Annotated in this window: 21 protein-coding genes; 9 read left to right on the forward strand and 12 right to left on the reverse strand. The window is 64.1% G+C overall.

Going from position 1 to position 23,965, the window contains the following annotated elements; genetic code table 11:
- Positions 1-35: 35 nt before the first annotated feature.
- From V1283_RS34735 to V1283_RS34745, 3 genes are all read right to left on the reverse strand, one after another.
- Complete coding sequence (locus V1283_RS34735) at positions 36-1,394, reverse strand: NRAMP family divalent metal transporter (protein WP_334391107.1); 1,359 nt, start codon at positions 1,392-1,394, stop codon at positions 36-38.
- Between the two features lie 99 nt (positions 1,395-1,493).
- A complete protein-coding gene (locus V1283_RS34740; protein WP_334391108.1) occupies positions 1,494-2,273 on the reverse strand; it encodes an MBL fold metallo-hydrolase in 780 nt (259 codons plus the stop codon).
- Positions 2,270-3,202, reverse strand: coding sequence for a DMT family transporter (locus V1283_RS34745; protein ID WP_334391109.1), 933 nt, complete (start codon positions 3,200-3,202; stop codon positions 2,270-2,272). Before V1283_RS34745 ends, V1283_RS34740 begins: the two co-directional genes overlap by 4 nt.
- 109 nt (positions 3,203-3,311) lie before the next feature.
- On the opposite strand from V1283_RS34745, the gene V1283_RS34750 reads away from it, so the two are divergent.
- On the forward strand, positions 3,312-4,175 hold the full coding sequence (locus V1283_RS34750; RefSeq protein ID WP_334391110.1) for a LysR family transcriptional regulator: 864 nt from the start codon (positions 3,312-3,314) through the stop codon (positions 4,173-4,175).
- A gap of 207 nt (positions 4,176-4,382) precedes the next feature.
- Here the strand turns inward: V1283_RS34750 and pdeM are convergent, their stop codons facing one another.
- Positions 4,383-5,054 (reverse strand): ligase-associated DNA damage response endonuclease PdeM, encoded by a 672-nt coding sequence (pdeM, locus tag V1283_RS34755; RefSeq protein WP_334391111.1) that lies wholly within the window; start codon positions 5,052-5,054, stop codon positions 4,383-4,385.
- 42 nt (positions 5,055-5,096) lie between these two features.
- Entirely contained in the window at positions 5,097-7,658 is a 2,562-nt protein-coding gene (locus V1283_RS34760; protein ID WP_334391112.1) for a ligase-associated DNA damage response DEXH box helicase, read from the reverse strand.
- 302 nt (positions 7,659-7,960) lie between these two features.
- Here V1283_RS34760 and V1283_RS34765 point away from each other — a divergent pair, with 302 nt between their 5' ends.
- The gene (locus V1283_RS34765) at positions 7,961-9,271 is read left to right on the forward strand and encodes an outer membrane protein (RefSeq protein ID WP_334391113.1); all 1,311 of its coding nucleotides are present in this window, start codon (positions 7,961-7,963) and stop codon (positions 9,269-9,271) included.
- Between the two features lie 95 nt (positions 9,272-9,366).
- Here the strand turns inward: V1283_RS34765 and V1283_RS34770 are convergent, their stop codons facing one another.
- Both V1283_RS34770 and V1283_RS34775 read right to left on the reverse strand, forming a co-directional pair.
- Positions 9,367-10,596: an ABC transporter substrate-binding protein gene (locus V1283_RS34770; RefSeq protein ID WP_334391114.1), complete on the reverse strand. Its 1,230-nt coding sequence runs from the start codon at positions 10,594-10,596 to the stop codon at positions 9,367-9,369.
- A 107-nt stretch (positions 10,597-10,703) separates the two neighbouring features.
- The gene (locus V1283_RS34775) at positions 10,704-11,630 is read right to left on the reverse strand and encodes a class I SAM-dependent DNA methyltransferase (protein WP_334391115.1); all 927 of its coding nucleotides are present in this window, start codon (positions 11,628-11,630) and stop codon (positions 10,704-10,706) included.
- Positions 11,631-11,825: 195 nt separating this feature from the next.
- Between V1283_RS34775 and V1283_RS34780 the strand changes: the two genes are divergently transcribed.
- The 5 genes from V1283_RS34780 (at position 11,826) to V1283_RS34800 (ending at position 17,063) form a co-directional block, all read left to right on the forward strand.
- Entirely contained in the window at positions 11,826-12,863 is a 1,038-nt protein-coding gene (locus V1283_RS34780; protein ID WP_334393285.1) for a ligase-associated DNA damage response exonuclease, read from the forward strand.
- Positions 12,860-14,512, forward strand: a complete 1,653-nt coding sequence (locus V1283_RS34785; protein WP_334391116.1) for a cisplatin damage response ATP-dependent DNA ligase — start codon at positions 12,860-12,862, stop codon at positions 14,510-14,512. The genes V1283_RS34780 and V1283_RS34785 overlap by 4 nt, the downstream gene beginning before the upstream one ends.
- Before the next feature lie 157 nt (positions 14,513-14,669).
- Entirely contained in the window at positions 14,670-14,972 is a 303-nt protein-coding gene (locus tag V1283_RS34790) for a DUF6460 domain-containing protein (protein WP_212422329.1), read from the forward strand.
- A 25-nt stretch (positions 14,973-14,997) separates the two neighbouring features.
- Positions 14,998-15,732: an MBL fold metallo-hydrolase gene (locus V1283_RS34795; protein WP_334391117.1), complete on the forward strand. Its 735-nt coding sequence runs from the start codon at positions 14,998-15,000 to the stop codon at positions 15,730-15,732.
- 2 nt (positions 15,733-15,734) lie between these two features.
- Positions 15,735-17,063: an MATE family efflux transporter gene (locus V1283_RS34800; protein WP_334391118.1), complete on the forward strand. Its 1,329-nt coding sequence runs from the start codon at positions 15,735-15,737 to the stop codon at positions 17,061-17,063.
- Positions 17,064-17,153: 90 nt separating this feature from the next.
- On the opposite strand, the gene V1283_RS34805 is transcribed toward V1283_RS34800, so the two are convergent.
- The gene (locus tag V1283_RS34805; RefSeq protein WP_334391119.1) at positions 17,154-18,251 is read right to left on the reverse strand and encodes a quinone-dependent dihydroorotate dehydrogenase; all 1,098 of its coding nucleotides are present in this window, start codon (positions 18,249-18,251) and stop codon (positions 17,154-17,156) included.
- Positions 18,248-18,592, reverse strand: coding sequence for a DUF952 domain-containing protein (locus V1283_RS34810; protein WP_334391120.1), 345 nt, complete (start codon positions 18,590-18,592; stop codon positions 18,248-18,250). Before V1283_RS34810 ends, V1283_RS34805 begins: the two co-directional genes overlap by 4 nt.
- Before the next feature lie 294 nt (positions 18,593-18,886).
- Here V1283_RS34810 and V1283_RS34815 point away from each other — a divergent pair, with 294 nt between their 5' ends.
- Together V1283_RS34815 and V1283_RS34820 are read left to right on the forward strand one after the other, a co-directional pair.
- Positions 18,887-19,540 (forward strand): helix-turn-helix transcriptional regulator, encoded by a 654-nt coding sequence (locus V1283_RS34815; RefSeq protein ID WP_334391121.1) that lies wholly within the window; start codon positions 18,887-18,889, stop codon positions 19,538-19,540.
- 12 nt (positions 19,541-19,552) lie between these two features.
- The gene (locus tag V1283_RS34820) at positions 19,553-20,059 is read left to right on the forward strand and encodes a mismatch-specific DNA-glycosylase (protein WP_334391122.1); all 507 of its coding nucleotides are present in this window, start codon (positions 19,553-19,555) and stop codon (positions 20,057-20,059) included.
- A 175-nt stretch (positions 20,060-20,234) separates the two neighbouring features.
- On the opposite strand, the gene V1283_RS34825 is transcribed toward V1283_RS34820, so the two are convergent.
- The 3 genes from V1283_RS34825 to V1283_RS34835 all read right to left on the reverse strand — a co-directional run bounded on the left by V1283_RS34825 (position 20,235) and on the right by V1283_RS34835 (position 23,799).
- Entirely contained in the window at positions 20,235-21,017 is a 783-nt protein-coding gene (locus tag V1283_RS34825; RefSeq protein WP_334391123.1) for a class II aldolase/adducin family protein, read from the reverse strand.
- A gap of 162 nt (positions 21,018-21,179) precedes the next feature.
- On the reverse strand, positions 21,180-22,820 hold the full coding sequence (locus tag V1283_RS34830; protein ID WP_334391124.1) for a lysine--tRNA ligase: 1,641 nt from the start codon (positions 22,818-22,820) through the stop codon (positions 21,180-21,182).
- Positions 22,821-22,974: 154 nt separating this feature from the next.
- Positions 22,975-23,799: a transporter substrate-binding domain-containing protein gene (locus V1283_RS34835; RefSeq protein WP_334393286.1), complete on the reverse strand. Its 825-nt coding sequence runs from the start codon at positions 23,797-23,799 to the stop codon at positions 22,975-22,977.
- Positions 23,800-23,965 lie beyond the last annotated feature (166 nt).

Below are 23,965 nucleotides of genomic sequence, written 5' to 3' on the forward strand. Positions count from 1 at the left end.
TGGGCAAAGCGAAGCGTGCCCACCATGTATCCCCATCACGACTTCCCGACAAAGAATCCGACGCCCATCGCGACGACACTAAGCATCATCGCAGCCGTCGACAGCCAGCCCAGCCAAAAAAGCGAACCGCCGACCACGAAGCGGCCCATCACATCCTTGCGCCGCGCCATCAACATCAGCAGCACCATCACGGGCACGGCGAGCACGCCGTTGATGACGGCGCTCCAGTACAGCGCCGAGATCGGGTTGATGGAGGTGAAATTCAGCGCGATGCCAATACCCGCCGACAGCGCCAGCACGGCATAGAATGCGGCCGCTTCCTTCGGCTTGCGCGCGAGCCCGACCGGCCATTGCCGCCCCTCGCCGACGGCGTAGGCCGTGGCGCCGGCAAGCACCGGAATCGCGAGTAGTCCGGTGCCGACGATGCCGAGCGCGAAGATCACTTCCGCGAACGCGCCGGCGATCGGGCGCAGCGCTTCGGCCGCCTCCGCCGACGTCTGAATATCGGTCTTGCCGGCCGCATGCAGGGTCGCCGCCGCGGTAATGATGATCGACAGCGCGATCAGATTGGAGAACGCCATGCCGATGATGGTGTCGGCGCGGATGCGATGAAATTCCTTCCGCGCGCCATAGTGCTTTTCGATCAGGGGCCGCTTCGTCGCGTCGACACGCTGATCCTCCGCTTCCTGCGAAGCCTGCCAGAAGAACAGATAGGGCGAGATCGTGGTGCCGAGGATCGCGACGATGGTCGTGAAATAGTCGAGGCTCCAGGAAAGGCGCGGAACGAGGATGCCGGCGAGCGCCTCAGCCCACGAAACTTTTGCAAAGGCGAGCGCCGCGACATAGGCGAACAGGCTGAGCGTCAGCCATTTCAGCACCGCGACATAGCGCTTGTAGTCGAGGAAGATCTGCGCTGCGACCGAGGTCACGCCGAACAGCAGGACATAGACGATGCTGTGGCCGCCGATCAGCAGTTTGCTGGCGTCCGCCATGGCGCCGAGGTCGGCGGCGATGTTGATGGTGTTGGCGACGAACAGCAGCGTCACCACCACATGGAGCAGCCACGCCGGATAGTACCGGCACGCATTGCCGGAAATGCCGTGCCCGGTGACGCGGCCGACGCGCGCGGAAATTTCCTGGATCGCCACCATCAGCGGAAACGTCAGCAGCATGGTCCAGCCGATGCCGTAGCCGAGCTTCGCGCCGGCCTGGCTGTAGGTGCCGATCCCCGACGGATCATCGTCGGACGCGCCGGTGATCAGGCCGGGGCCGAGCGCCTTCAGCGCATCGCGGAAGCGAAACGGCTGCGGCGGCCTGGCCTTCGGGGCCAGCCTGTCACTGCCAGTATGCTTGTTCGTTTGACGTTTCGAGTTCGACTTGTGGTGCTCTGCCATGCCGGGTCCAGCCGCAGCGACAACGAACCTGACGGGAGCAGGTTCCGGACCGGGACCCTGCCCGAGGACGCCGTGGCAGACAAGCAGCCGCCGTTGCCGTCACGCGGGGTGCGCCGTCTCGATGGTCGTCGCCACGCCCGGCTCCAGAATGCGCAAGCGCGATCCAAACCCCAGCGTATCGAAGGTGGCGCGCAAATCGCCGGCGCTCTGGCGGAAATGCGCCCAGCCGTCGGTATGCACGGGCACGATCACTGCATCGGAAAATGCCCGCGCGGTCTCGATGGTGTCGTTGGTATCCATCGTGAGATGGAACGGACCGCGGGTCTGGGCTGCGCCGGCGAACGGCAGCACCACACCACACTTGAAGCGCTTTGCCACTTCCGCGACGCCATCGAACCAGGTGGTGTCGCCGCTGATGTAGATCGGGCGGCTGCCTGCCCTGCTCGATTCCACCACGAAGCCGATCACGTCGCCCGACAAAGGCTCGATGCCGGCCGGTCCGTGACGGGCGGGCGTGGCCGTGATGGTCAACGACTGGCCGCCCTTCTTCAGCTCGGTCGATGCCCAGGGCGCAAAACCCTCGGTCTTGCCGCCGAGCCGCTTGGCGCCCGCCTCCGTCGTCAGCACGCGCTTTGCTTCGCCGAGAAAGTCACGGCCGGAATGGTCGAGATTGTCCGAATGCTGATCGTGGCTCAGCAGCACCGCATCGATCGCGCCGACATCGCGCGCGCTCATTGCGGGCCCGGTCAACTTCTCCAGCTTCACATGCGGCAGTTGATAAGCGCCGGGCTCATCGAAGGTCGGATCGGTGAGGAGACGGAAGCCGTCGATCTCGATCAGGGCGGTGGGGCCGCCGATCAGGGTGATTGATAGGCTCATGTCGTACTCCTCTTGACCGGCGCTGACGCCGCCGGGCGGGTCACCAGATAGATGCCGAGCGCCACCGGAACGATCCCGAGCAGATCGCGAAGTTCGACATGCTCACCGAGCACGAGGAACGCGAACAGCATGCCGAGCGGCGGCATCAGGAAATGATAGGCGCTCGCGGCGGTCGCGCCACACACTTTCAGGAGATGAAACCAGAGCAGATACGCAAGGATCGATCCGCCGAGCACGAGGAACGCGAACGCACCCAGGAGCCGCGCGCTCGGCACGATGTCGCCCACGCTGGAGAAGGTGAACGCAAACGGCAGCAGCACGATGCCGGCTGAGAGATTCTGCACGCCATTGCCGACCCAGAGGCTGCCCTTCGGCGCAAGCACCTTGAACAGGATGGTGCCGGCCACGATCGAGGCCAATGACGCCAACGTGAACAGGATGCCGTGCCAGTCATCCGTGCCAACCGACATGCGGTGCCAGACGATAAAGCCGACGCCGGCAATGCCGAGCAAAAGGCCCATCACCTTGCGCCAGGTCAGTGTCTCACCCAGAAAGGCCGCCGCGAGCACGGCGGTGAACACCGGATTGGCGCTGACGATCAGGCCGCCGAGGCCTGCGGATACGGTCTGCAGCCCGGTGTAGCCGAGGCCGAGATAGAGCGCGTTGTTGGCGACGCCGATGATCGCGAAAACGGCCGCATCGCGCCAGGCGAGCGAAGACCACGCCTCGCCACGCAGCACCGTAATGCCGAGGATCAGGACGCCGGCCAGCGAGAAACGCGCGGCAAGCAGGATCAGCGGCGGGCAATCGGTGACGCCGATCTTGCCGGCGACGAAGGCAAAACTCCAGAGCAGGCAGAACAGGCCGATATAGAGCGGGAGCGGATTGAAACCGGCGCGAGGAACCGCGACCGAGGGCGCGAGCGACATGGCAAATCTCCTGGGAAGTCTCCTTTCCCAATCAGGTAGGCCCTTGGCTTGATATTTGTAAATTAAATGATAAACTGACATCCAGTGGATTTATGAATGGAGCATTCACATGCTCGATCTGGAGCTCCTGCGCAGCTTTGTCAGTGTCGTCGATGCCGGCGGCTTCACCCGTGCCGGCGAACGCGTTCACCGCACCCAATCGACCGTCAGCCAGCAAATCAAACGGCTGGAAGACGATGTCGGCCAGCCACTATTGAACCGCAGCGGCAAGGACGTGACGCCGACCGAAGCCGGCGAACGGCTATTGTCGTACGCGCGGCGTCTGCTGGCGTTGGCGGAGGAAGCGCGCGACGTGGTGGCGCGCCCCGAGAGCGAGGGCGCGGTGCGGCTTGGTGTGCCCGAGGATTTTGCCGCCTATCGCTTGGCGAAACTGCTGGCGGCATTCTCGCGCTCACATCCCGGCCTGCGGCTCGACGTGCGCGCCGATCAGAGCGCCAACCTCAAGCGCGAGCTCGAACGCGGCGAACTCGATCTCGCATTGTTCAAGCGTGCCGCCGGGGAAAAGGGTGGCATCGCGGTGTGGCCGGAGCGCGTGCACTGGGTCACCAGCAAAACCCATCCACGCGATGTCAGCACCGGCTCGGTGCCGCTGATCGGCTTTCCTTCGGGCTGCCTATATCGCGCGGGCGCGATCCATGCACTGGAAAGCGCCGGGCGTTTCTGGCACATGGCCTATACCTCTTCAAACCTCTCCGGCATCCAGGCCGCGGTCGCCGCCGGCATGGGCCTTAGCATTTTGTCCGAGATGGCGATCCAGGCCGATCATCGCGTGCTGACGGCGAAGGATGGTTTTGCACCGATCGACCGAACCGAAGTGGCGCTGGTGGCGGCCCCCGATGCCAGCCCCGCGACATTGCGGCTGGCGGATCGGCTGGCCGAATTCTGCAGCACGGTGCAGGCGAAGGCGGCGTAAGAGTCAGCGAGCACGCTGCGCTCCCTCGCCCCGCTCTTCGCGGGGTCGAGACGAACGAAGCTCGCTCTTAGAGGGTTGGGGTGAGGGGCTGCCTCCACGAGTGCCGGGGGTGGTGAGACCTGTACCCCCTCACCCGGATCGCATCTGCGATGCGATCCGACCTCTCCCCGCAAGCGGGGCGAGGTTAAGACGATGCCGGCGCTACTCCTAATAGCAGCGCGAGGCAGCGATGGCATGTACCCGGTTGTCGCCGAGCACGTGAGCCATGAAGCCGAGCGCGCCAAAGATTTTCGCGAACGCGACGTCGCGGATGCTCAGCCCACCGGTATAGGCGCCGAACGCCGGCATCACCGCGCGCTCGCCGTCGCTCGCAAAGCATCGCCGCTCCATCGGGCGGCCACGGGTGGCGACGCGTGCCTTGGGATGCAGATGGCCGGCGATTTCGCCCGCCGCCCCTGTCGGCTCATGGCGGAACACAATCGGGCCGATCGCGACTTCGCTCGCGACCACGCCGCCGAGATCGGGCGGCAGCGCTGGATCATGATTGCCCGAAATCCAGATCCAGTCGCGCCGCGCCTGCATCGCCGAGAGCGCCTCGCGATCGGGCGCCGAAAGACGTTCGTGGGCGGCGCGGTCATGAAAGCTGTCGCCGAGCGCGATCACCATGCGCGGGTCATGCCGCGCGATCACGGCGGCGAGACGGCCGAGCGTCGCCACCGTGTCATAGGGTGGCAGCAGCACACCGCGCGCCGCAAAGCTGGAGCCTTTCTCCAGATGCAGGTCGGAGACGACGAGCAGGCGCTGCTCCTGCCAGAACAGCGCGCCGAAGAGGTCGGCAACGAACGTGACGTCGGCAACCATGACCTTCGAGGCGCGCATCTCTTGATCGTCTCCCGAAAATTGCGCCCCTGCCTTCACGTCTTACCCCATCGCCTCTTTGATGAGTTCATCGGCGGCTTCCGCCAACAACTCATCCGCCGCTTCGCCATAAACTGACTCGCGGCCGATTTCCAGCATCACCGGTACCGCGAGCGGCGAAACATGTTCGAGTTCCCGATGGGTGATTCGTCCCAGAATACGCGAGAGCATATCACCCAGACGCTTGAGATCGAGCAGCCCGGCGGCGGCGTCCGCGCGCGCCGCGCGCAACAGCACGTGGTCAGCCTGATGCTTGCGCAGCACGTCATAGACGAGGTCGGTCGAGAACAGCACCTGGCGGCGGCTTTTCTCTTCGCCGGTGAAGCGGCGCGGGATCAGGCCGGAGATCAGCGCGCAGTTCCGGAAGGTGCGCTTCATCAGCGCCGATTCCGCCAGCCACGCCTCGAGATCGTCGCCAAGCATGTCGGGGGCGAACAGCGCGTTGAGATCGAGCTTGCCGTGGCGGATCATGAACGACATGTCGCCGAGGCCCCACACCGCCAACGCATATTCATTGGCGACGAAGCCGAGCGGCCGCACTCGCGCGCGCTCCATGCGCCGGGTCAGCAGCATGCCGAGTGTCTGGTGCGCCAGCCGCCCCTCGAAGGGATAGCAGACGAAGTAATGCTTGTTGCCGCGGGGAAAGGTTTCAACCAGCAGTTCCCGCACTGCCGGCACAAGTGAAAAATTTTTCTGTAGCGACAGCCAGTCGCGCACCTGCTCCGGCAGCGCATTCCACTGCCGCCGGTCGTCCAGCAGTTTCCGCACGCGTTCGGCAAGATAGGTAGACAGCGGAAACTTGCCGCCCATATAGGACGGCACTTTGGCATCCTTGTCGTTGGCGCGGGAGACATAGACCTGGTCCTCGACCAGTGCCTCGTAGCGTACGATCTCGCCGCCGAACACAAAGGTGTCGCCGGCGACCAGTCCCTCGATAAAGTATTCCTCAATCTCGCCGAGCATCCTGCCGCCGCGGCCGATCATTCCGGTGGAGCCGGCCCGGCCACCGCGTCCGCGCACCAGCTTTACCTTCAGCATCGCCTCTTCGACGATGGTGCCGACGTTGAGGCGGTAGCTCTGCCGCACTCTTGGGTTGGCGACACGCCAGCGCCCCTGCTTGTCCTGCTTGATGCGCGCGAAGCGCTCGTAGGTTTTCAGCGCATAGCCGCCGGTGGCGACGAAATCGACCACGTCGTCGAAATCGGTTCGCGTGAGAGAAGCATATGGCGCCGATGTCAGAACTTCCGCGTAAAGCTCGTCTGACAGGAACGGCTCGCCGCAGGCGCAGCCGAGCACGTGCTGCGCCAGCACGTCGAGCCCACCGGTACGCAAGGGCGGCGTATCCTGTGCATTCTCGGCGATCGCATCGATCGCGACGCGGCATTCCAGCACCTCGAAACGGTTGGCCGGTATCAGGACCGCGCGCGAGGGCTCGTCGAGCCGGTGGTTGGCGCGGCCGATTCTTTGCATCAGACGCGAGGACCCCTTGGGCGCACCGACATTGATGACGAGATCGATGTCGCCCCAGTCGATGCCGAGGTCGAGCGATGACGTGCAGACCACGCCGCGCAGCTTTCCGGCCGCCATCGCATCCTCGACTTTGCGGCGCTGAGCGACGTCAAGCGAACCGTGATGCAGGGCAATCGCGAGGCCGTCGTCGTTCATGCGCCAGAAATCCTGGAACAGCATTTCGGCCTGGCTGCGGGTGTTGACGAAGATCAGCGTGGTCTTGTTGCGCTTGATCAGCTCGTACATTTCGCCGAGCGCATGGCGCGCGGTGTGGCCCGCCCATGGCAAGCGCTCCTTGGTATCGAGCATCTCGACAACTGGTGCCGCCGCGCCGCCGGCCACGACGATGTCGGCGGCTGTTTCCTTGCCATCGTGCTGCGGCGCCAGAAACCGCGCCAGCGATTCCGGTTCGGCCACCGTCGCGGAAAGCCCGATCGCGCGCATTTCGGGCGCCAGCCGCCACAGCCGCGCGAGACCAAGCGACAGCAGATCGCCGCGCTTGGAGGTGACGAGCGCATGCAATTCGTCGAGCACGATGCGCTTGAGCGAGGAGAACAGGAACGGTGCATCGTCGGACGACAGCAACAGCGCCAATTGTTCCGGCGTGGTGAGCAGGATGTCCGGCGGATAGCGCCGCTGCCGCTGCCGTCGCGACACCGGTGTGTCGCCGGTGCGGGTCTCGACCTTGATCGGCAGGCCCATCTCGGCAATCGGCGTCTCGAGATTGCGCGCGATATCGACCGCGAGGGCTTTCAGCGGCGAGATGTAGAGGGTGTGGAGGCCGCCGGTGCGCTTCACGGTGCGGCCGGTGGAGATGAGGTTCTTCTCGCCGCTCCCCTTCGAAGCAGCGGAAGAAGAGAGTTCCGCCAGCGTCGGCAGAAATCCGGCCAACGTCTTGCCGGCGCCGGTCGGCGCGATCAGCAGCGCGGAGCGGTCGTCGCGCGCTTTTGCCAGCAGCGCCAATTGATGCTCGCGCGGCGACCAGCCGCGCGCGGCGAACCAGCGGAGAAAAACGTCCGGAAGCAGCGATATGTCGGGGTGCAGCGCGAGGGTCACAATGGGAGAGCTATGCCGTCCTGACCGACAGGTCGAGGCCGCGCTGACGGGATCGATGAGCCGGTGATCACTCGCATGCTGCCCTCTTCGGCCTCTGCGCAAGAAGCTCCACAGGGAACAATTCCTGAGTGTGGCTTCAATGTCACGGACAGAATGTCGCACCTCATTTAGGTTCCCCCGACCTAAGGTAGCAAGCGTGGGGTGGGGAACGTGAAGAGAATTGCAGCGGCGGCGCTGATGCCGCCTCGATAAGTGCGCATGCGGCGGATCTGCCGGTCAAGGCGCCAACGTACAAGACACCCGTGGCGGCAATCTACGACTGGACCGGCTTCTATGTCGGCGTCAATGCCGGGCTCGGGGTCGGGCGTGACCTCACCACCATTAACGCGCCGCCCACGAACTTCACGGAAATCTCCTACCAGTCGCCGTTCGGCGCGCTTGGCGGCGTACAGGCCGGTTACAACTGGCAGGCCGGACACTGGGTCTTCGGCGTCGAGGCGGACATCCAGGGCGCCGATCTGCATGACAATTATACCTGCGTGTCGAGCTGCCTCCCGGCCAGGTCCATCACGTTCGACCAGCGGATCGATTGGTTCGGCACCGCGCGCGCCCGCCTCGGCTATGCCAGCGGCCCGGTGCTGACCTACGTAACGGGCGGCTTCGCCTACGCCAACGTGAAGGACACGATGGCAAACACGTTCGCGCCGGTGTTCGGCGGGATCGCCTTCCCCGTCACAACGGCCACTACCGTGAACCAGGAGGTCCGGACCGGCTACGTGATCGGCAGCGGCGTCGAAGCTTCGCTCGGCGGCAACTGGACCGGGAAGATCGAATATCTCTATCTCGATCTCGGCAACCGATCGACGACCGTCGGGGCCAACACCTTCAGCTTCGAATATCGCGAGCACATTTTTCGCGGCGGGCTGAACTACCGGATCGGCGCCCCGGATTCGCGCGCGGAATCGATCGCGATGAACTGGAGCGGATTCTATCTCGGCGCCAATGGCGGCACCGGACTGGGACGCGACCGCAGCGAGCTTCAGTTTGCGTCGCTTCCGCACATTACCCTGAGTCCCCTCGGCTTCATCGGCGGCGTGCAGGGCGGCTATAACTGGCAGGCTGCGAACTGGGTGTTCGGCGTGGAAGCCGACATTCAGGGTTCGTCGATGCGGGACGACAAGGCCTGCGTGTTCAACTGCAACGCCGTGACGTTCGCGCAATTTGACCAGCGTCTGCCGTGGCTCGGCACCCTGCGTGGCCGGATCGGTTACGCGGCCGGATCGAATTTGTTCTATGCCACCGCCGGCCTGGCGTATGGCGAGGTCAAGACCCGCATCTTCTCCTCGTTCGGCGGCACCAACACTGTCGACATTTCCAACACCAGGGCCGGCTGGACGGCAGGTGCCGGCATCGAAACGCCGTTCGAGCTGTTCGGCTTGTTTGGGCCCGGCTGGACGTCGAAGACCGAATATCTCTATGTCGACCTCGGCGCGTCGACGACCCCGTTCACCAACAACGGCGTCACCACGACATTCGCCACCGGCGCGACCGAACACATCTTCCGTACCGGACTCAACTACCACTTCAACCAGCCGGTGGTCGCGAAGTACTGATCGCGGAGAGGTGACCAAAACGAAAGCCCCGGCCGAGAGGCCGGGGCTTTTCTTTTCACCTCGCCCCGCTCTTTGCGGGGAGAGGTCGGAGAGCCCTATTCCGTGACCGCCTTTTCGGAAATCTGCCAGTCCTTGCCGTCGAAGGCCGAGATATGGAGCGTCTTCATCGGCGAGTAGTCGTCGGGCGTGTAGCTGTAATTGATGTCGTCGAGGAAGAAGGGCGAGTGGAAGCCGGCCAGCGTGGACGCCTGCTTCAGCACGTTGGCGCGGGTCAGATCGTCGCCACAGCGCCGCAGGATTTCGCCCATCGATGCCGCCTGGCCGTAGCCGGCATAGGCGATGGTGTTGTCCGGATCGACGTTGGGCAGATATTTCTTGCGCAACTCCTCGAACGCCATCACGTCCTTGTCCTTTTCCCAGCGCCCCGGTCCAGCCTCCTTTGAATAGCGGATGGCGACGATGCCGTTCGCGTTTTCAAAGCCCGCGGCACTGAGAATCGAACGTCCGGTCGATCCCGCCGACAGCAACTGCAGCGGCTTCCAGCCGAGTTCGGCGGCCCTGCGGATCGACTGCGACGACGCCTTGCCGGTCGAGATGTTGTAGAAAACATCCGCCCCAGACTTCGAGAGATTGATGAGTTGGGAATCGATCGTCGGATCGGTCAGGTCGTAGGTCTGCTCGATGATGACCTGGGCGGTGCCGCCGGCATCGGCCAGCACCTTCTTGAAGGGCCCCAGGAAATCGCGGCCGAAATCGTCATTCTGGTAGAGGATGCCGACTTTGGCATTTGGCTTCACCGCGATGACGTGCTTGGCAAGAATGCGCGCTTCGGTCGGATACAGCGGCAGGCCTGCCATGGTCCATTTAAAATTCTTCGGATCGTTCCATTTCGACGCGCCGGTATTGAGCAGGAGCTGCGGCACGCCCTTCGAGTTGAGATATTTGTGCACGGCCGTCTGCGGCGCGGTGCCGAGCGAGCCGAACAACGCCAGCACTTCCTCCTGCTCGACCAGCCGCCGCGTCGCCTCGACGCATTTCGGCGCGCTGTAGGCGTCATCCATGGTGAAGAATTTTATCTTGCGCCCGTTGATGCCGCCGGTTTCGTTCAGCATCTGGAAATAAGCCTCGCCGACCCGGCCGAGCACGCCGTACAGCGAGCCGGGGCCGGAATGCGGCACGGTCTGCCCGAGCTTGATTTCGGTGTCGCTCGCACCCGCATCGTATTTTTTCTCCGCCGCCCAGACAAAGGGCGCGGGCATCGCCGATGCGAGGGCGCTGGCAAGCACGGTGACACCGAATTCGCGGCGCGTTTGTTTGTTCTTCATTGTTGTTTCTCCCTTATGGGAGCCTTGATCAGGCATTCCGGGGTCAGTGGCAATAGCAGACATGTCGCACGCAATGCCGCCCTACGCGGCGTGCGTAGCGTCTAGACTCAAGTTTTCGCGGCGACGGCGACCAAGCCGGGAACCGGTGCGTTATCCTCGTTGCGGGCGGAACGATCTTCCAGCAGGGATAATTTGAGGCCGGCAGATTGGACCACCGCGCGAACATAGGCCGCCGCATGGGCGTAACGCAGCCCTTGGCCGATGACGACGCCTTCGCCGTCATGGGTTTCAGTGGTGAAGGCAAGCAGCCCGCCGGTGGCCAGCACCCGAGCTGCCTCGGCGAGCACCGGCGCGAGCTCGGCGACATACACCATCGCGTCCGCGGCGAGAATGAGATCGGCGCTCGCATCTCCCCTCGTCCGCAGACCCTGCAGCATGTCGGCGACTTCGAGTTCGGCGTAGAGGCCGGTTGCGCGCGCCCGCTCGATCATGCGCGGCGACAGGTCGACGCCGATGAAATGATCGACCTCCCTGGCGAAGGCTGCCGCCGCCAGCCCGGTGCCGCAGCCGAGATCGATCGCGCGCTTGAAAAACGCCGGCTTGCGCGCGGCTGATCGCACTGACAGCACGGCCTTGAACAGCAGCGCCGGGCCGCGATAGCCGAGATCGTCGACGAGAGAGGTTTCAAATCGCGGCGCATATTGGTCGAACAGGGTTTGCACATAGGCCTGCGGCATGCCGACCAATGGTTCGGCGCCGAGCCGCATCAATCGAAGGCCAGCGCCGTGGCGATCGCCGGGATCGCTGGTCTGGGCCTTTTGATACGCCGCAACCGCCGCTTCATGCTCGCCGAGTTGTTCACGGATATCGGCAAGCGTGAACCATGCGGACGTGAAATCCGGCGCCAGTTCGATCGCCTGCATGAGCAAATCGGCGGCGGCGGGCAGATCGCCCTTCAATTGCAGGTCGCGCGCGAACTCGAACCGGCGGTCGGCCATCAGATCGCCGGAAGACAGAAAGAGGCGGGCAGGCATGGGTTCCAGACTTGTCATTGCCGGGCTTGCCGACTTCGCTGAAGCTACGCCGGCCTGACACCAGCGTGCCCGGCGAAGCCTTGCGTAGCCGGGATCCGGCAATCCATCAAAAGAAGGATTCTTTCAGGATGGATGCGCGGGTCAAGCCCGCGCATGACAGGTAAAATTCGTCGTAAGGCCTCCTATATAACCCGGATGCGTCCGCAGGACATCCTGACCCCCGCTCCCGCCGGCCTTTGCTGCAAGCCGGGCGGCTTCCATATCGACCCGGTCCGCCCGGTCGAGCGCGCCGTGATTACGCACGGCCATTCCGATCATGCCCGGCCCGGCCATGGCGCCGTGCTCGCCACGCAGGAAACGCTCGACATGATGCGGCTGCGCTATGGCGATAATTTTGCTTCGACCACCCAGGCGGTGCGCTATGGCGAGGAAATCACCGTTGGCGAGGTCAAAATCAAATTCCATCCCGCGGGCCATGTGCTCGGCTCGGCGCAGATCGCCGTGACCTGCAATGATACCTGCATCGTCGCCTCGGGCGACTACAAGGACGCCATCGACCCGACCTGCACACCGTTTGAAGTCGTGCCCTGCGACGTCTTCATCACCGAGGCGACGTTTGGCCTGCCAGTGTTTCGCCATGGGGATGCGGCGGATGAGGTGAAAAAACTGCTGGCGTCGGTGGCGCTGTTTCCCGAGCGCGCGCATCTGGTCGGCGCCTATTCGCTCGGCAAGGCGCAGCGCGTGATCGCGCTGCTGCGCGAGGCTGGCTACGACGCGCCGATTTATCTGCACGGCGCGATGGAGACGATCACGCGCTATTATGAAAGCCGTGGCATAGCCCTCGGCGAGCTACGCGCGGTCCAGGGCGTGAAGAAGGCCGATCTCGCCGGCACCATCACGCTGGCGCCGCCGTCGGCCACATCCGACGTTTGGACCAGGCGTTTTCCCGATCCGGTCACGGCCTTCGCCTCGGGCTGGATGCGGGTGCGGGCGCGCGCCCGCCAGCGCGGCGTCGAACTGCCTTTGGTAATCTCGGACCATGCCGACTGGGACGGGCTGACCGCGACCATCTCGGCCACCGGCGCCGGTGAGGTCTGGGTCACGCACGGGCAGGAAGACGCGCTGGTGCATTGGTGCAAGACGCGTGGGCTTGCCGCGCGGCCGCTCGATCTCGTCGGCTATGGCGACGAAGGGGAGAGCGAAGTGGTCGCGGCCGACGAGGCCGAGGCATGAACCGTTTTGCCGAACTGCTCGATCGCCTTGCCTACGAGCCCGGCCGCAACAACAAGCTGCGGCTGATCACGGCCTATTTCCGCGACACGCCCGACCCCGACCGCGGCTACGCGCTGGCGGCGCTGACCGGCGCGCTGTCGTTCAAGCATGCCAAGCCGGGCCTGATCCGCGATCTGATTATGGATCGTACCGATCCGGTGTTGTTCGGACTGTCGTATGACTATGTCGGCGATTTATCGGAGACAGTCGCACTGATGTGGGGGAAGGCCCCGCTGCCCGGCCACAACAACCCTCCGCCGCCCACACTGAGTGAAGTCGTCACCACCCTTCGCACGCTCGGCAAGACCGACCTCCCGAAACAGCTCGCGCGCTGGCTCGACGAGCTCGATGAGACCGGCCGCTGGGCGCTGCTAAAGCTCGTCACCGGCGCGATGCGGATCGGGATTTCGGCGCGGCTGGCGAAAACCGCGGCTGCCGCGCTTGGCGGCAAGGATGCGCATGAGATCGAACTGATCTGGCCGGGGCTGGCCCCGCCCTATCTCGACCTGTTTGCATGGCTGGAGGGCCGCGGCGAGAAGCCGGTCAATCGCGATCCCGCGCCGTTCCGCCCGGTGATGCTGGCGCATGCGATCGAGGACACGGATTTCGCTAGCCTCGACCCCGCGGACTTCATCGCGGAATGGAAATGGGACGGCATTCGGGTGCAGGCCGTCTCCGGCCGCGACGAGCGCGGCCATCTGCAGGCGCGGCTCTATTCGCGCACCGGCGAGGACATTACAAAAAGCTTTCCCGATCTCGTGCCGTCGCTGCATCTGCCCGGCGCCATCGACGGCGAACTGCTGGTGCTGCGCGAGGGGCGCGTGCAGACCTTCAACGTGCTGCAGCAGCGGCTGAACCGGAAAGTCGTCTCGCCGAAACTGATCAAGGATTTTCCGATCCACTTGCGCGCCTACGACCTGCTCGGCGACGATGAGAACGATCTACGCGAACTGCCGTTTGCCGAGCGCCGCGCGCATCTCGAGGCTTTCGTCAAAAAGCTGGACGATCCGCGCATCGACCTTTCGCCGACGATTGCCTTCGATAGCTGGGAGGCGCTGGTGGCGGCACGCGCCGATCCCTCCAGCGCCGGCGCGGGCGAGGATGCCGAAGCCGTCGAGGGCGTGATGCTGAAGCGGCGCGACGCGCCGTATCTGCCGGGCCGCCCGAAGGGCCAGTGGTGGAAATGGAAGCGCGACCCGCACATCATCGACGCCGTGCTGATGTACGCCCAGCGCGGCCACGGCAAGCGTTCGTCCTATTATTCGGACTACACCTTCGGGGTTTGGACCAACGGCGAGGACGGCGAGCAACTGGTGCCGGTCGGAAAAGCCTATTTCGGCTTCACCGACGAGGAGCTGTTGCAGATCGACCGTTTCGTCCGCCGCAACACGACAGAAAAATTCGGCCCCGTACGCCATGTCGTGCACGAGCCGGACCAGGGCCTGGTGCTGGAAGTCGCCTTCGAGGGGCTGCAGCGCTCGCCGCGGCACAAATCCGGCGTCGCGATGCGGTTTCCGCGCATCAGCCGGCTGCGCTGGGACAAGCCGCCGCGCGAGGCCGACCGGCTGGAAACGCTGGAGCGAATGCTGAAGGACGTGACGGCAAATTAACAAAGCGTTTTCAAGCGAAGTGGGGACCGGTTCGCGTGAAGAAAACGCGTCAAATATAGTTTCCGCCGGCGCATGGCGCCCATTGACTGCATTGAGCGGGTTCCCCATCTGCCCCGCCGTGTCCTATATTGTGCGGGACCTTCCGCAGGAGAAACCGATGCCCAACGACGTCAGAGACCTGCCGGCCAGCAATGACGGCCTGTACCGCTTTCTCGGCGGCTCGCCGCTGGCGGTAGCGTTCCGGCTGATCCTGCTGTCGATCCTGGTCGGCGTGGTGCTCGCCGCCATCGGCTTCGATCCCTGGAATATCCTGCACAGCATCCAGACCCTGTTCCGGCGGCTGTGGGATCTCGGCTTCGACGCCGTCAACTGGCTGTGGCGCTACTTCCTGCTCGGCGCTGTCATCGTGATCCCGATCTGGCTGCTGTCGCGGCTGTTCGGCGCGCCGCGCGGACGATAGGCCATCCAGAGGCGGTGAGCAGCCGATGCAATTGCGATTTGTCGGCTGCGGCGACGCGCTCGGTTCAGGTGGCAGGTTCAACACCTGCTTCCACGTCACGGGCAACAGTGTCAATTTCCTGATCGATTGCGGCGCGTCGTCGCTGCCCGCACTGAAACGCCTCGGCATCGCGCGCGAGACAATCGACCTGGTCCTGATCACGCATTTTCATGGCGACCATTTTGCGGGCTTGCCGTTCCTGCTGCTGGATGCGCAGTTCACGCGCCGCTCGCGTCCGCTGGTTGTCGCAGGCCCGTTAGGCATCGAGGCGAAGCTCGCCAACCTGATGGAAGCGCTGTTCGAGCATTCCTCGAAAACAAAGCAGCGCTTCGATCTCTCGGTCGTTGCGCTCGAACCGGAGCAGAGCCGGACTTTTGGCGAGGTCAAGGTGACGCCGTATCCGGTGGTCCACGGCGAATCCGGCGGACCATTCCTGGCCTATCGCATCGAGGCCGAGGGCCGCGTCATCGCCTACAGCGCCGATACCGAATGGACGGACATGCTGATCCCGGCGGCGCGCGGCGCGGACCTGTTCATTGCCGAGGCCTATTACTACGATAGGATCGTCAAGAACCATCTCAGCCTGAAGACGCTGGAAGCGCACCTGCCTGAGATCAACGCCAAACGGCTGGTGCTGACGCATATGAGCGACGACATGCTCGGCCGGCTGGGTGAGCTTCCTTACACCGCTGCCTATGACGGCATGATCGTCGAACTCTAGGCATGCACGCCCCCTCCCCTTCATCATCCAAGGTCACGACGGCACAGGTATTTGCCATCGCGGGTCCCGCGATGATCGCGAATCTGACCACACCGCTGATCGGCATCGTCTCGACCACCGCAATCGGCCGGCTCGGCGACGCCACGCTGCTCGGCGGCGTGGCGATGGCCTCGGTACTTTTCGACTGCATGTTCTGGTTGTTCGGCTTCCTGCGCATGAGCACGGTCGCCTTCACGGCGCAGTCGCTGGGCGCCGGCGAGACGTCGGAATTACGCGCGATCCTGATGCGCGGGCTGATCGTCGCGGCGCTGGTAGGTGCGGCGCTGATTGCGCTTCAGATTCCGCTCGCCACTATTCTGCTCAACGCGATGGGCGGCAGTGAGGGCGTTACGCGCGCGGCCAAAACATACTTCATCATCCGGATCTGGTCTTCGCCGCTGGCGCTCGGCAATTATGTCGTGCTGGGATGGTTGATCGGGCAGGCCCGCGCCAAACTGGCGCTCGGCATGCAGATCACCATCAACCTCATCAACGTGGCGGCGACCGTCGTACTGGTGCTGGTGTTCGACTTCGGAATTGCCGGCGCTGCAATCGCGGCGCTGATCGCGGAGGCCGCAGGCCTCCTGCTCGGCTTGCTGATCGCGCGCCACCTTTCGGACGGGCAATTCGCAGGCTCCCGCGCGTTGCTGTTCGACCGCCCCAAATTGATGCGCATGCTCGCGGTCAACCGCGACATCATGATCCGCACCGCGTCGCTGATCGCGGCGTTCCTGTTCTTCACCGCGCAGGGCGCCCGCGCCGGCGACATGACGCTCGCCGCCAATGCCGTACTCAACAATTTCCTGCTGTTCGGCGCCTTTTTCCTCGACGGCCTCGCCAATGCCGCCGAGCAGCTCTGCGGCCGTGCCTATGGCGCACACAACAAGGCGGCCTTCGCAGGTGCCGTGAAGCTCGTCGTGATGTGGGGCTTTGGCTTCGCGCTCGCGGTCGCCGCCTGTTTCCTGCTGTTCGGGCCTGCGTTTATCGACATCATGACGGCAAGCGTGGAAGTGCGGCGCATCGCGCGCGATTATTTGCCGTTCGTGATTTTCGCGCCGCTGCTCGGCGTATTCGCCTTTGCCTTTGACGGCATCTATATCGGCGCGACCTGGGCGCGCGACATGCGCAATCTGATGGTGCTGTCGCTGTTGATCTTCCTCACCGCATGGTTTGCGCTGCGCTCGTTCGGCAATGCCGGGCTATGGGGCGCGCTATTGGTGCATTACGCCGCCCGCGGCGGGCTCGAGGCGCTGAGATATCCCGCGCTGCTGAGGAAGTCGTTCGGCCCGTAGCCCGGATGCAGCGAAGCGAAATCCGGGGCGGTCGCCGCAGTGGGATTTTCCCGGATTGCGCTTCGCTTCATCCGGGCTAAGAGAACGCAACTACACCACTGGCCAGTCCTCGGCCGTGATCGTCGCGGCATCAGCGCCGACGATCTCCGACAGCGAGTCGCGCCCGGTTCGCAGCAACGTCGAGGCCAGGTCGTTCTTGATGTCCTCGACCAGCCCGAGGCCCTTGTAGACCAGCGACGAATAGAGCTGGATCAGGCTGGCGCCGGCACGGATCTTCGTCAGCGCCGCGCCACCGGAATCGATGCCGCCGACGCCGATCAGGGGAAATGCGCCTTCGGTGCGGACATAGGTCTCCGCCACCATGCGCGTTGACAGCCTAAACAGCGGCCGTCCGGACAATCCGCCCTGCTCTTTCGCTCTCGCCTGTTCGCGCAAGGACGAGGGACGTGCCAGCGTAGTGTTGGCGACGATCATGCCATCGACGCCACGCGAGCGCGCGATCTGCACGACATCGTCGAGTTCGGCCAGACTGAGATCCGGCGCGACCTTGAGCAGCACCGGCGAATCGCCGGCATTCTTGCGTACCCTCTCGCGCGCATCGATCACCTTGGCAAGCAGATCGTCGAGCGCTGCGGATTGCTGCAAATTGCGCAGGCCCGGCGTGTTCGGCGAGGAGACGTTGACGGTGAAATAGCTCGCGACCGGCGCGAACGTCTCGATCAGCTTGACGTAATCGGCGACGCGGTCGGACGAATCCTTGTTGGCCCCGACATTGACGCCGACGATGCCGCCATGATGGGCGCGCGCCGCAAGCCGCCGCAGCGCAGCCTCGGCGCCGTCATTGTTGAAGCCCATGCGATTGATCACGGCTTCATCGCGCTCGAGGCGAAACAGCCGCGGCCGCGGATTGCCGCCCTGCGGCTTCGGCGTCACCGTGCCGATCTCGACGAAGCCGAAACCGAGCCGCAGCAGCGCGTCGGGCACCTCCGCGCTCTTGTCGAAGCCCGCGGCCATGCCGATCGGATTGGGAAAGTTCAGGCCGAAGGCACGCACCGCCAGCTTGTGGTCGTCGGCGCGCGACTTGACCGGAGGCAGCAGCCGCAGGCCCTGGATCGCCATGCGATGCGCGTCCTCCGGATCGAACCAGCGCAGCAGTGGCAGCGAAAAGGCGTCGAAGGCGCGGATCACGGAATGAGCTCCGGAATGTCGTGATAGCCGTCGGACCGCGCGCGCATGTCGAGGATGGCGGTCACCGCGCCGAGATCGAGTTCGCCATAGAGATGCGGGAACAGTTCGTCGTTGCGCGAGGGCTCCCAGCGCAAGGCATCGCCGAGCGCGTCCGCATCGACCGCGACCAGGAACAGGCCGGTCTGGCCGAAATAATGCTTTCGGGCCGTCTCGACGACCTGGGACGCCGTGGAGAAATGAATGAAGCCGTCGCGCAGATCGTCGCTGCTACCCCGGTAGACGCCCTGCCGTTCGGCCTCGCGCCAGGCCGAGGCGGGAGTGATTTTATAGATCGTGCGCACGGCGTCCGGGCTTGTCGTTTGAGTGCTTGGGATTTTCCCGGAAATGGCCGGGGTTGCGGCCGACCGTAAAGGCGGCAGGCCGCCAACTCAAGCGCTGCCGCACCAGGCGCTGTGCCCGTTCGGCGGTGATTCGACAGAACCGGGCGTCAATTTCCTGCTTTGACGCGTTTCTCCACGCGAACCGGTATCCACCCCGCATCAAGTGCGGGGCAGGCTTTCGCTGGAAACGCTACGCGAGATTTGCGCAAACCGGCCGAATGAGGCAATAATTCCTAGGCGATTCAGAGGTTTTCGATGGCGAGACAATCCAAGGCGCAGCGGATTCTGACCCACAGCCAGGTCTGGACCGCGCTCGACCGGCTGGCCGAACGCGCCGGGATGTCGCCGTCCGGCCTTGCCAAACGCAGTGGCCTCGACCCCACCACCTTCAACAAATCCAAGCGTGTCACGGCTGATGGCCGCGAGCGCTGGCCTTCGACCGAATCGGTTTCCAAGGCGCTGGCCGCGACCAACTCGTCGATCGACACCTTTGTGCAGTTGATCGGCGACGGCGCGCGCAGCCTGCCATCGGTGCCGCTGCTGGGGCTGGCGCAAGCCGGCAGCGGCGGCCATTTCGACGAGAACGGCTTTCCCGCCGGCCGCGGCTGGGACGAGGTGGCGCTGCCACAGGCCTCTGACGAGCACGCTTATGCGCTGGAGATCTCCGGCGATTCGATGAAGCCTACTTATCGCGACGGCGACATCATCGTGGTGTCGCCGGGCACGCCGATCCGGCGCGGTGACCGCGTGGTGCTCAAGACGTCGGATGGCGAAGTGATGGTCAAGGAATTGAAGCGCCGCACCACCAGGACGCTGGAACTGCAATCGCTGAACCCGGCCCAGCCCGACCGCGCACTCGACGCCGACGACGTCGCCTGGATCGCAAGGATCGTGTGGGCGAGCCAGTAGGAATGTCGCTTCGTGACGGACGTGCTGAGCGACCTGCTGCAACATTCCCTTCGCATCGTGTTGTGCGGAACCGCCGCCGGGACGACATCCGCCGCCGCGAGGGCCTACTACGCGCATAGGCAAAACAAGTTCTGGAAGATTTTGCACGAGACGAAGCTCACGCCGGAGCCGCTGCAGCCGCATCAATATCGCAGCCTGCTGCAACACGGGATCGGCCTGACCGATCTGGTGAAAGCAGGCGCAGGGATGGACCGTGCCACGCTTCCGAAACTGACGGCGGCGGATCGCGCCCGGCTGCGCAATGCCATCACGACATTCCGCCCGCAATTCCTCGCATTCACCAGCAAGACGGCCGGACAGAAATTCTTCGACGGCAAGCGAGACTATGGCGAGCAGTCTGAGCTGATCGGCCACACCAGGGTGTGGATATTGCCGTCGACCTCGGGCGCCGCCAATGGAAGCTGGCAGCCGGAGATCTGGCGGCAGTTTGCGGATGAGGTCAGAGCGGCTGCCGGCTGACGATGTCGAGGGCGATCTTGGGTAGATCGTGTGGGCGAGTCAGTCGTTGCTGTCGTCCCTGCGAACACAGGGACCCATAACCCCAAATGTTAGTGGCGAAGCGCGACGTCTTCCCGTCTGCCCCTTCCGAAGGCCGCGGCGTATGGGTCCCTGCGTTCGCAGGGACGACGAAAAATTACGTCGCGTAATCCGGCTCCTTGCGGTCCAGCATTCGCTTCAGCGCATCAAAGTGCCGCTGGGCCGGAGTCGGCCCCTTGTAGAGATGCTCGTCCTTGTAATCGCGCTTGGTCTTCTCCACCACCAGCGCAGGAAGCTGTTTCAGCTTCTGCCCGGTCCACATCGCGTAGATCTGCACCTGCGCGGCGCGCTCCACGTAGTACAGCATGTCATAAGCGTCGGCGACGGTGGCGCCGACCGTCGAGATGCCGTGATTAGCCATGAACAGCACCTTCTTGTCGCCGATCACGCCGGCCAGCCGCGCGCCTTCGGCCGGATCCAGTGCCGGGCCGGTATATTCGTCGTCATAGGCGATAGCGCCTGACAGCCCGACCTCGGTCTGGCCGATCTCCTTGATGCGCGGATCTTCGAGCCGGGTCAGCGCGCTGGCATAGGGCATGTGGGTGTGAAACACCGCCTTGGCCTGCGGCAGCGCCTTGTGGATCGGCGCGTGGATGCAATAGCAGGAACGCTCCACCTCGCCCTCGCCGCGCTTGACCTCGCCATCGTCGATGCCGACTTCCATGAAGCAGGAGGCGGTAACTTCGGACCAATGTGTGCCGAACGGGATCTGGTAGTAGCGGTCGCTGCGGCCGGGCACCGCGAAGGTCAGATGGTTGAAGATGCCTTCGGAAAAACCCTGGTTGAAGGCCAGCCGGTGCGCCGCGGCGAGATCGACCCGCGCCTGCCATTCCTCGGCGCTGCTGTTGTCGAGCGCTTTCGGCGAAACCCTGAACTGCATGAGCATTCTCCCACTGTGTTGCCTGCCCCTCGGCTGGGGCTTTGACCGTTGTTATGCCGGACATTGTAGCGCAATCCGGCGCGGCCACGGCTGAAATTGCAGCGGGCCTGCCATCTCAATTTGTCGCGCCTTCTTCCTTCTCCCCCTGTCGGACAAGGAAGATTAAGCCGACCGCGCCAGCGCGCCGTCGATCATCGCGATTGCGTTGGTTACGCCGTACACCGCAACGAACGAGCCGAAGCGCGGGCCTTTTTCCTGACCCAACAGCACCTGGTAGAGCATGTTGAACCAGTCGAGCGAGACGCCGGGCCGGCCGTCCTTGCCCTTTTTCACCTGATCCAAAAACGGCTCGCGGCGGCCGATCTCGTAAACCACGTTCTGAATGTCTTCGGCGCTCGACCCTGCCGGCAATTGCGACAGCGCATCGCGCAGATCCTGCAGCGCGGCGCGCTCGCCCTCGGTCGGCTCGCGGAACTGCTTGGTCGGCGCCACGAAGTCGCGGTAGTAGTTGATGGCGTAACCGACCATCGCGTCGAGCTTCGGATGGCTCTTCGGCGTCACGCCCGGACGATAGCGGCCGATGAAGCCCCACAGCGTCTCGGCATTTTCCGCGTTCGATGATGACACCAGCGTCAGCAGGAGCTGGAACGTGACCGGCATGTCGGCCTTGGGCGGCTTGCTGGAATGGATGTGCCAGACCGGATTGGCGAGCTGCTGCTTGGCATCCTGCCGCGTAAAGCCGTCGAGGAATTGTTGGTAGTCGTCGACGGCGCGAGGGATGACGTCGAAATACAGCCGCTTCGCCGACTTCGGCTCGCGGTACATGAACAGCGATAGCGATTCCGGCGAGGCGTAGCGCAGCCATTCGTCGATCGTGAGTCCATTGCCCTTCGACTTCGAAATCTTCTGGCCCTTTTCGTCGAGGAACAGTTCGAAGTTGAACCCCTCCGGCGGCGTACCGCCGAGCGCCGAACAGATCTTGCCGGAGAGCTTCACCGAGTCGATCAGGTCCTTGCCGGCCATTTCATAGTCGACGCCGAGCGCGAACCAGCGCATCGCCCAGTCCGGCTTCCATTGCAGCTTGCAATGGCCGCCGGTGACGGGAACGGTGACGCTCTCCTTGGTGTCGGGATCTTCGTAGGAGATGGTGCCGGCCTTCGCGTCATGCGCCGTCACGGGCACATAGAGCACCAGGCCCGTGCGCGGACAAATGGGGAGGAACGGCGAATAGCTGGCCGCGCGCTCCTCGCGCAATGACGGCAGCATGATCGCCATCACCTTCTCGATCCGCTCCAGCATGCGCAGCAGCGCCGCGTCGAACTTGCCCGAAGTGTAGTAGTCGGTCGCGCTCGCGAATTCGTAGTCGAATCCGAACTGATCAAGGAAGGCGCGCAGCCGCGCGTTGTTGTGCTGGCCGAAGCTTGGATGGGTGCCGAAGGGATCGGGCACCCTGGTCAGCGGCTTGCCGAGATTGGCTTCCAGCAGCTCCTTGTTCGGCACGTTGTCCGGCACCTTGCGCAGCCCGTCCATATCGTCGGAGAAGGCGAGCAGTCGCGTCTTGATCTTATCCTCGGTGAGCACGCGGAAGGCATGGCGCACCATCGAGGTGCGCGCGACCTCGCCGAAGGTGCCGATATGCGGCAGGCCCGACGGGCCGTAGCCGGTCTCGAACAGCACCTCTTCCTTCGGACTTTTCTTCAGCCGCGCGACAATCGCCTTGGCCTGCTCGAACGGCCAGGCGTTGGATTGTTCGGCGAGCGCGCGCAGATCGCTCGGGCAAAAGGCAAGGTCGATGACGGACATCTAGAAGGTTCTCCAAGAGGCGCGGAAACTAGCGCTTCCGAGGCAAAATGCAAAATGACGGGGGCTCGCCGTCATTCCGGGGCGATGCGCAGCATCGAACCCGGAATCTCGAGATTCCGGGTCTGGTCCTTCGGACCATCCCGGAATGACGGTGCTAAAACGGGCTGATCGAAAAATACCGCAGCCACAGATCCGTGAAGCGGCCTTTTTCCCAAATCCGGAACAGCGCCCAGTTCAGCGACGTCCGCAGCAGATCGTTGCCCTTGCGAACGGCGATGCCGATGCCCTCACCGAAATAGCGGCTCTCGACAAAGGGCCCGCCGGAGAAGGCGCAGCATTCGCCGGAATCGGTGCCGTTGATCCAGAACGCCAGCGAAATCGCGTCGCCAAAGATGAAATCGACCTCGCTCCGCCGAAGCGCCAGCCGCAGCGCGTCGTCATTGGGATAGGACTTGATCTCGGCGTCGGTGAACATCGCCTTCAGATAGGCCTCGTGCGAGGTGCCGGCGATGACGCCGACCTTCTTGCCTTCGAGATATTCCGGGCGGACCTCCGGCATCACAGCGTCGCGCCGCGACACGAAGCGCGCCGGCGCGCGGTAATAGGGATCGGTGAAATCGAGCCTGGCGCGCAAGGCCGGCGTCACCGCCATGGAGGCGATGATGGCGTCCCCGCGATTGCTTGTGATCGCATCGACCAGCGTCTCAAACCGGCGCATCTGGACAGTGCAGCTGATTTTGATCTCGTCGCAGAGCGCGCGCGCCAGATCGACGTTGAAGCCGGCCGGATTGCCGTCGGCGCCGGTGAAGTTGAACGGCGGGTAATCGGTCTCGGTCAGGAACCGGATCACGGTGAGGCGCGACATGTCCGGTCGGTCCGGACGCCGACGCGGGTCCCAGAAGCCGGGCACCGCCTGCGGTGCCGCCTCGACCGCCGGACGGGGTTGGGTTTGGGCGTGCGCCGCACCGCCAACAACCATCAACGCGGACGCGATCGACAGCCCGGCCAGCCAGGCGCGGGCGGTTCGACGCAGTCTTGCATTGGTTAACGGGGCGTTAGGATATGGCATCTTCGGCAATGCTTGCGGAATTTCATGGCCTTATAGACCATCCGGCCCGCGATGCGAGGGCCGTTTTACAGCTTTT

It is taken from the genome of Bradyrhizobium sp. AZCC 2262 (assembly GCF_036924535.1).
Classification (GTDB): Bacteria; Pseudomonadota; Alphaproteobacteria; order Rhizobiales; family Xanthobacteraceae; genus Bradyrhizobium.

What these genes read in the sequence shown, in the direction of transcription:
- V1283_RS34735 (WP_334391107.1), bottom strand. Translation starts at nt 1,394, where the DNA reads ATGGCAGAGCACCACAAGTCGAACTCGAAACGTCAAACGAACAAGCAT.
- V1283_RS34740 (WP_334391108.1), bottom strand. Translation starts at nt 2,273, where the DNA reads ATGAGCCTATCAATCACCCTGATCGGCGGCCCCACCGCCCTGATCGAG.
- V1283_RS34745 (WP_334391109.1), bottom strand. Translation starts at nt 3,202, where the DNA reads ATGTCGCTCGCGCCCTCGGTCGCGGTTCCTCGCGCCGGTTTCAATCCG.
- V1283_RS34750 (WP_334391110.1), top strand. Translation starts at nt 3,312, where the DNA reads ATGCTCGATCTGGAGCTCCTGCGCAGCTTTGTCAGTGTCGTCGATGCC.
- pdeM (WP_334391111.1), bottom strand. Translation starts at nt 5,054, where the DNA reads ATGCGCGCCTCGAAGGTCATGGTTGCCGACGTCACGTTCGTTGCCGAC.
- V1283_RS34770 (WP_334391114.1), bottom strand. Translation starts at nt 10,596, where the DNA reads ATGAAGAACAAACAAACGCGCCGCGAATTCGGTGTCACCGTGCTTGCC.
- V1283_RS34775 (WP_334391115.1), bottom strand. Translation starts at nt 11,630, where the DNA reads ATGCCTGCCCGCCTCTTTCTGTCTTCCGGCGATCTGATGGCCGACCGC.
- V1283_RS34780 (WP_334393285.1), top strand. Translation starts at nt 11,826, where the DNA reads ATGCGTCCGCAGGACATCCTGACCCCCGCTCCCGCCGGCCTTTGCTGC.
- V1283_RS34785 (WP_334391116.1), top strand. Translation starts at nt 12,860, where the DNA reads ATGAACCGTTTTGCCGAACTGCTCGATCGCCTTGCCTACGAGCCCGGC.
- V1283_RS34790 (WP_212422329.1), top strand. Translation starts at nt 14,670, where the DNA reads ATGCCCAACGACGTCAGAGACCTGCCGGCCAGCAATGACGGCCTGTAC.
- V1283_RS34795 (WP_334391117.1), top strand. Translation starts at nt 14,998, where the DNA reads ATGCAATTGCGATTTGTCGGCTGCGGCGACGCGCTCGGTTCAGGTGGC.
- V1283_RS34800 (WP_334391118.1), top strand. Translation starts at nt 15,735, where the DNA reads ATGCACGCCCCCTCCCCTTCATCATCCAAGGTCACGACGGCACAGGTA.
- V1283_RS34815 (WP_334391121.1), top strand. Translation starts at nt 18,887, where the DNA reads ATGGCGAGACAATCCAAGGCGCAGCGGATTCTGACCCACAGCCAGGTC.
- V1283_RS34825 (WP_334391123.1), bottom strand. Translation starts at nt 21,017, where the DNA reads ATGCAGTTCAGGGTTTCGCCGAAAGCGCTCGACAACAGCAGCGCCGAG.
- V1283_RS34830 (WP_334391124.1), bottom strand. Translation starts at nt 22,820, where the DNA reads ATGTCCGTCATCGACCTTGCCTTTTGCCCGAGCGATCTGCGCGCGCTC.
- V1283_RS34835 (WP_334393286.1), bottom strand. Translation starts at nt 23,799, where the DNA reads ATGGTTGTTGGCGGTGCGGCGCACGCCCAAACCCAACCCCGTCCGGCG.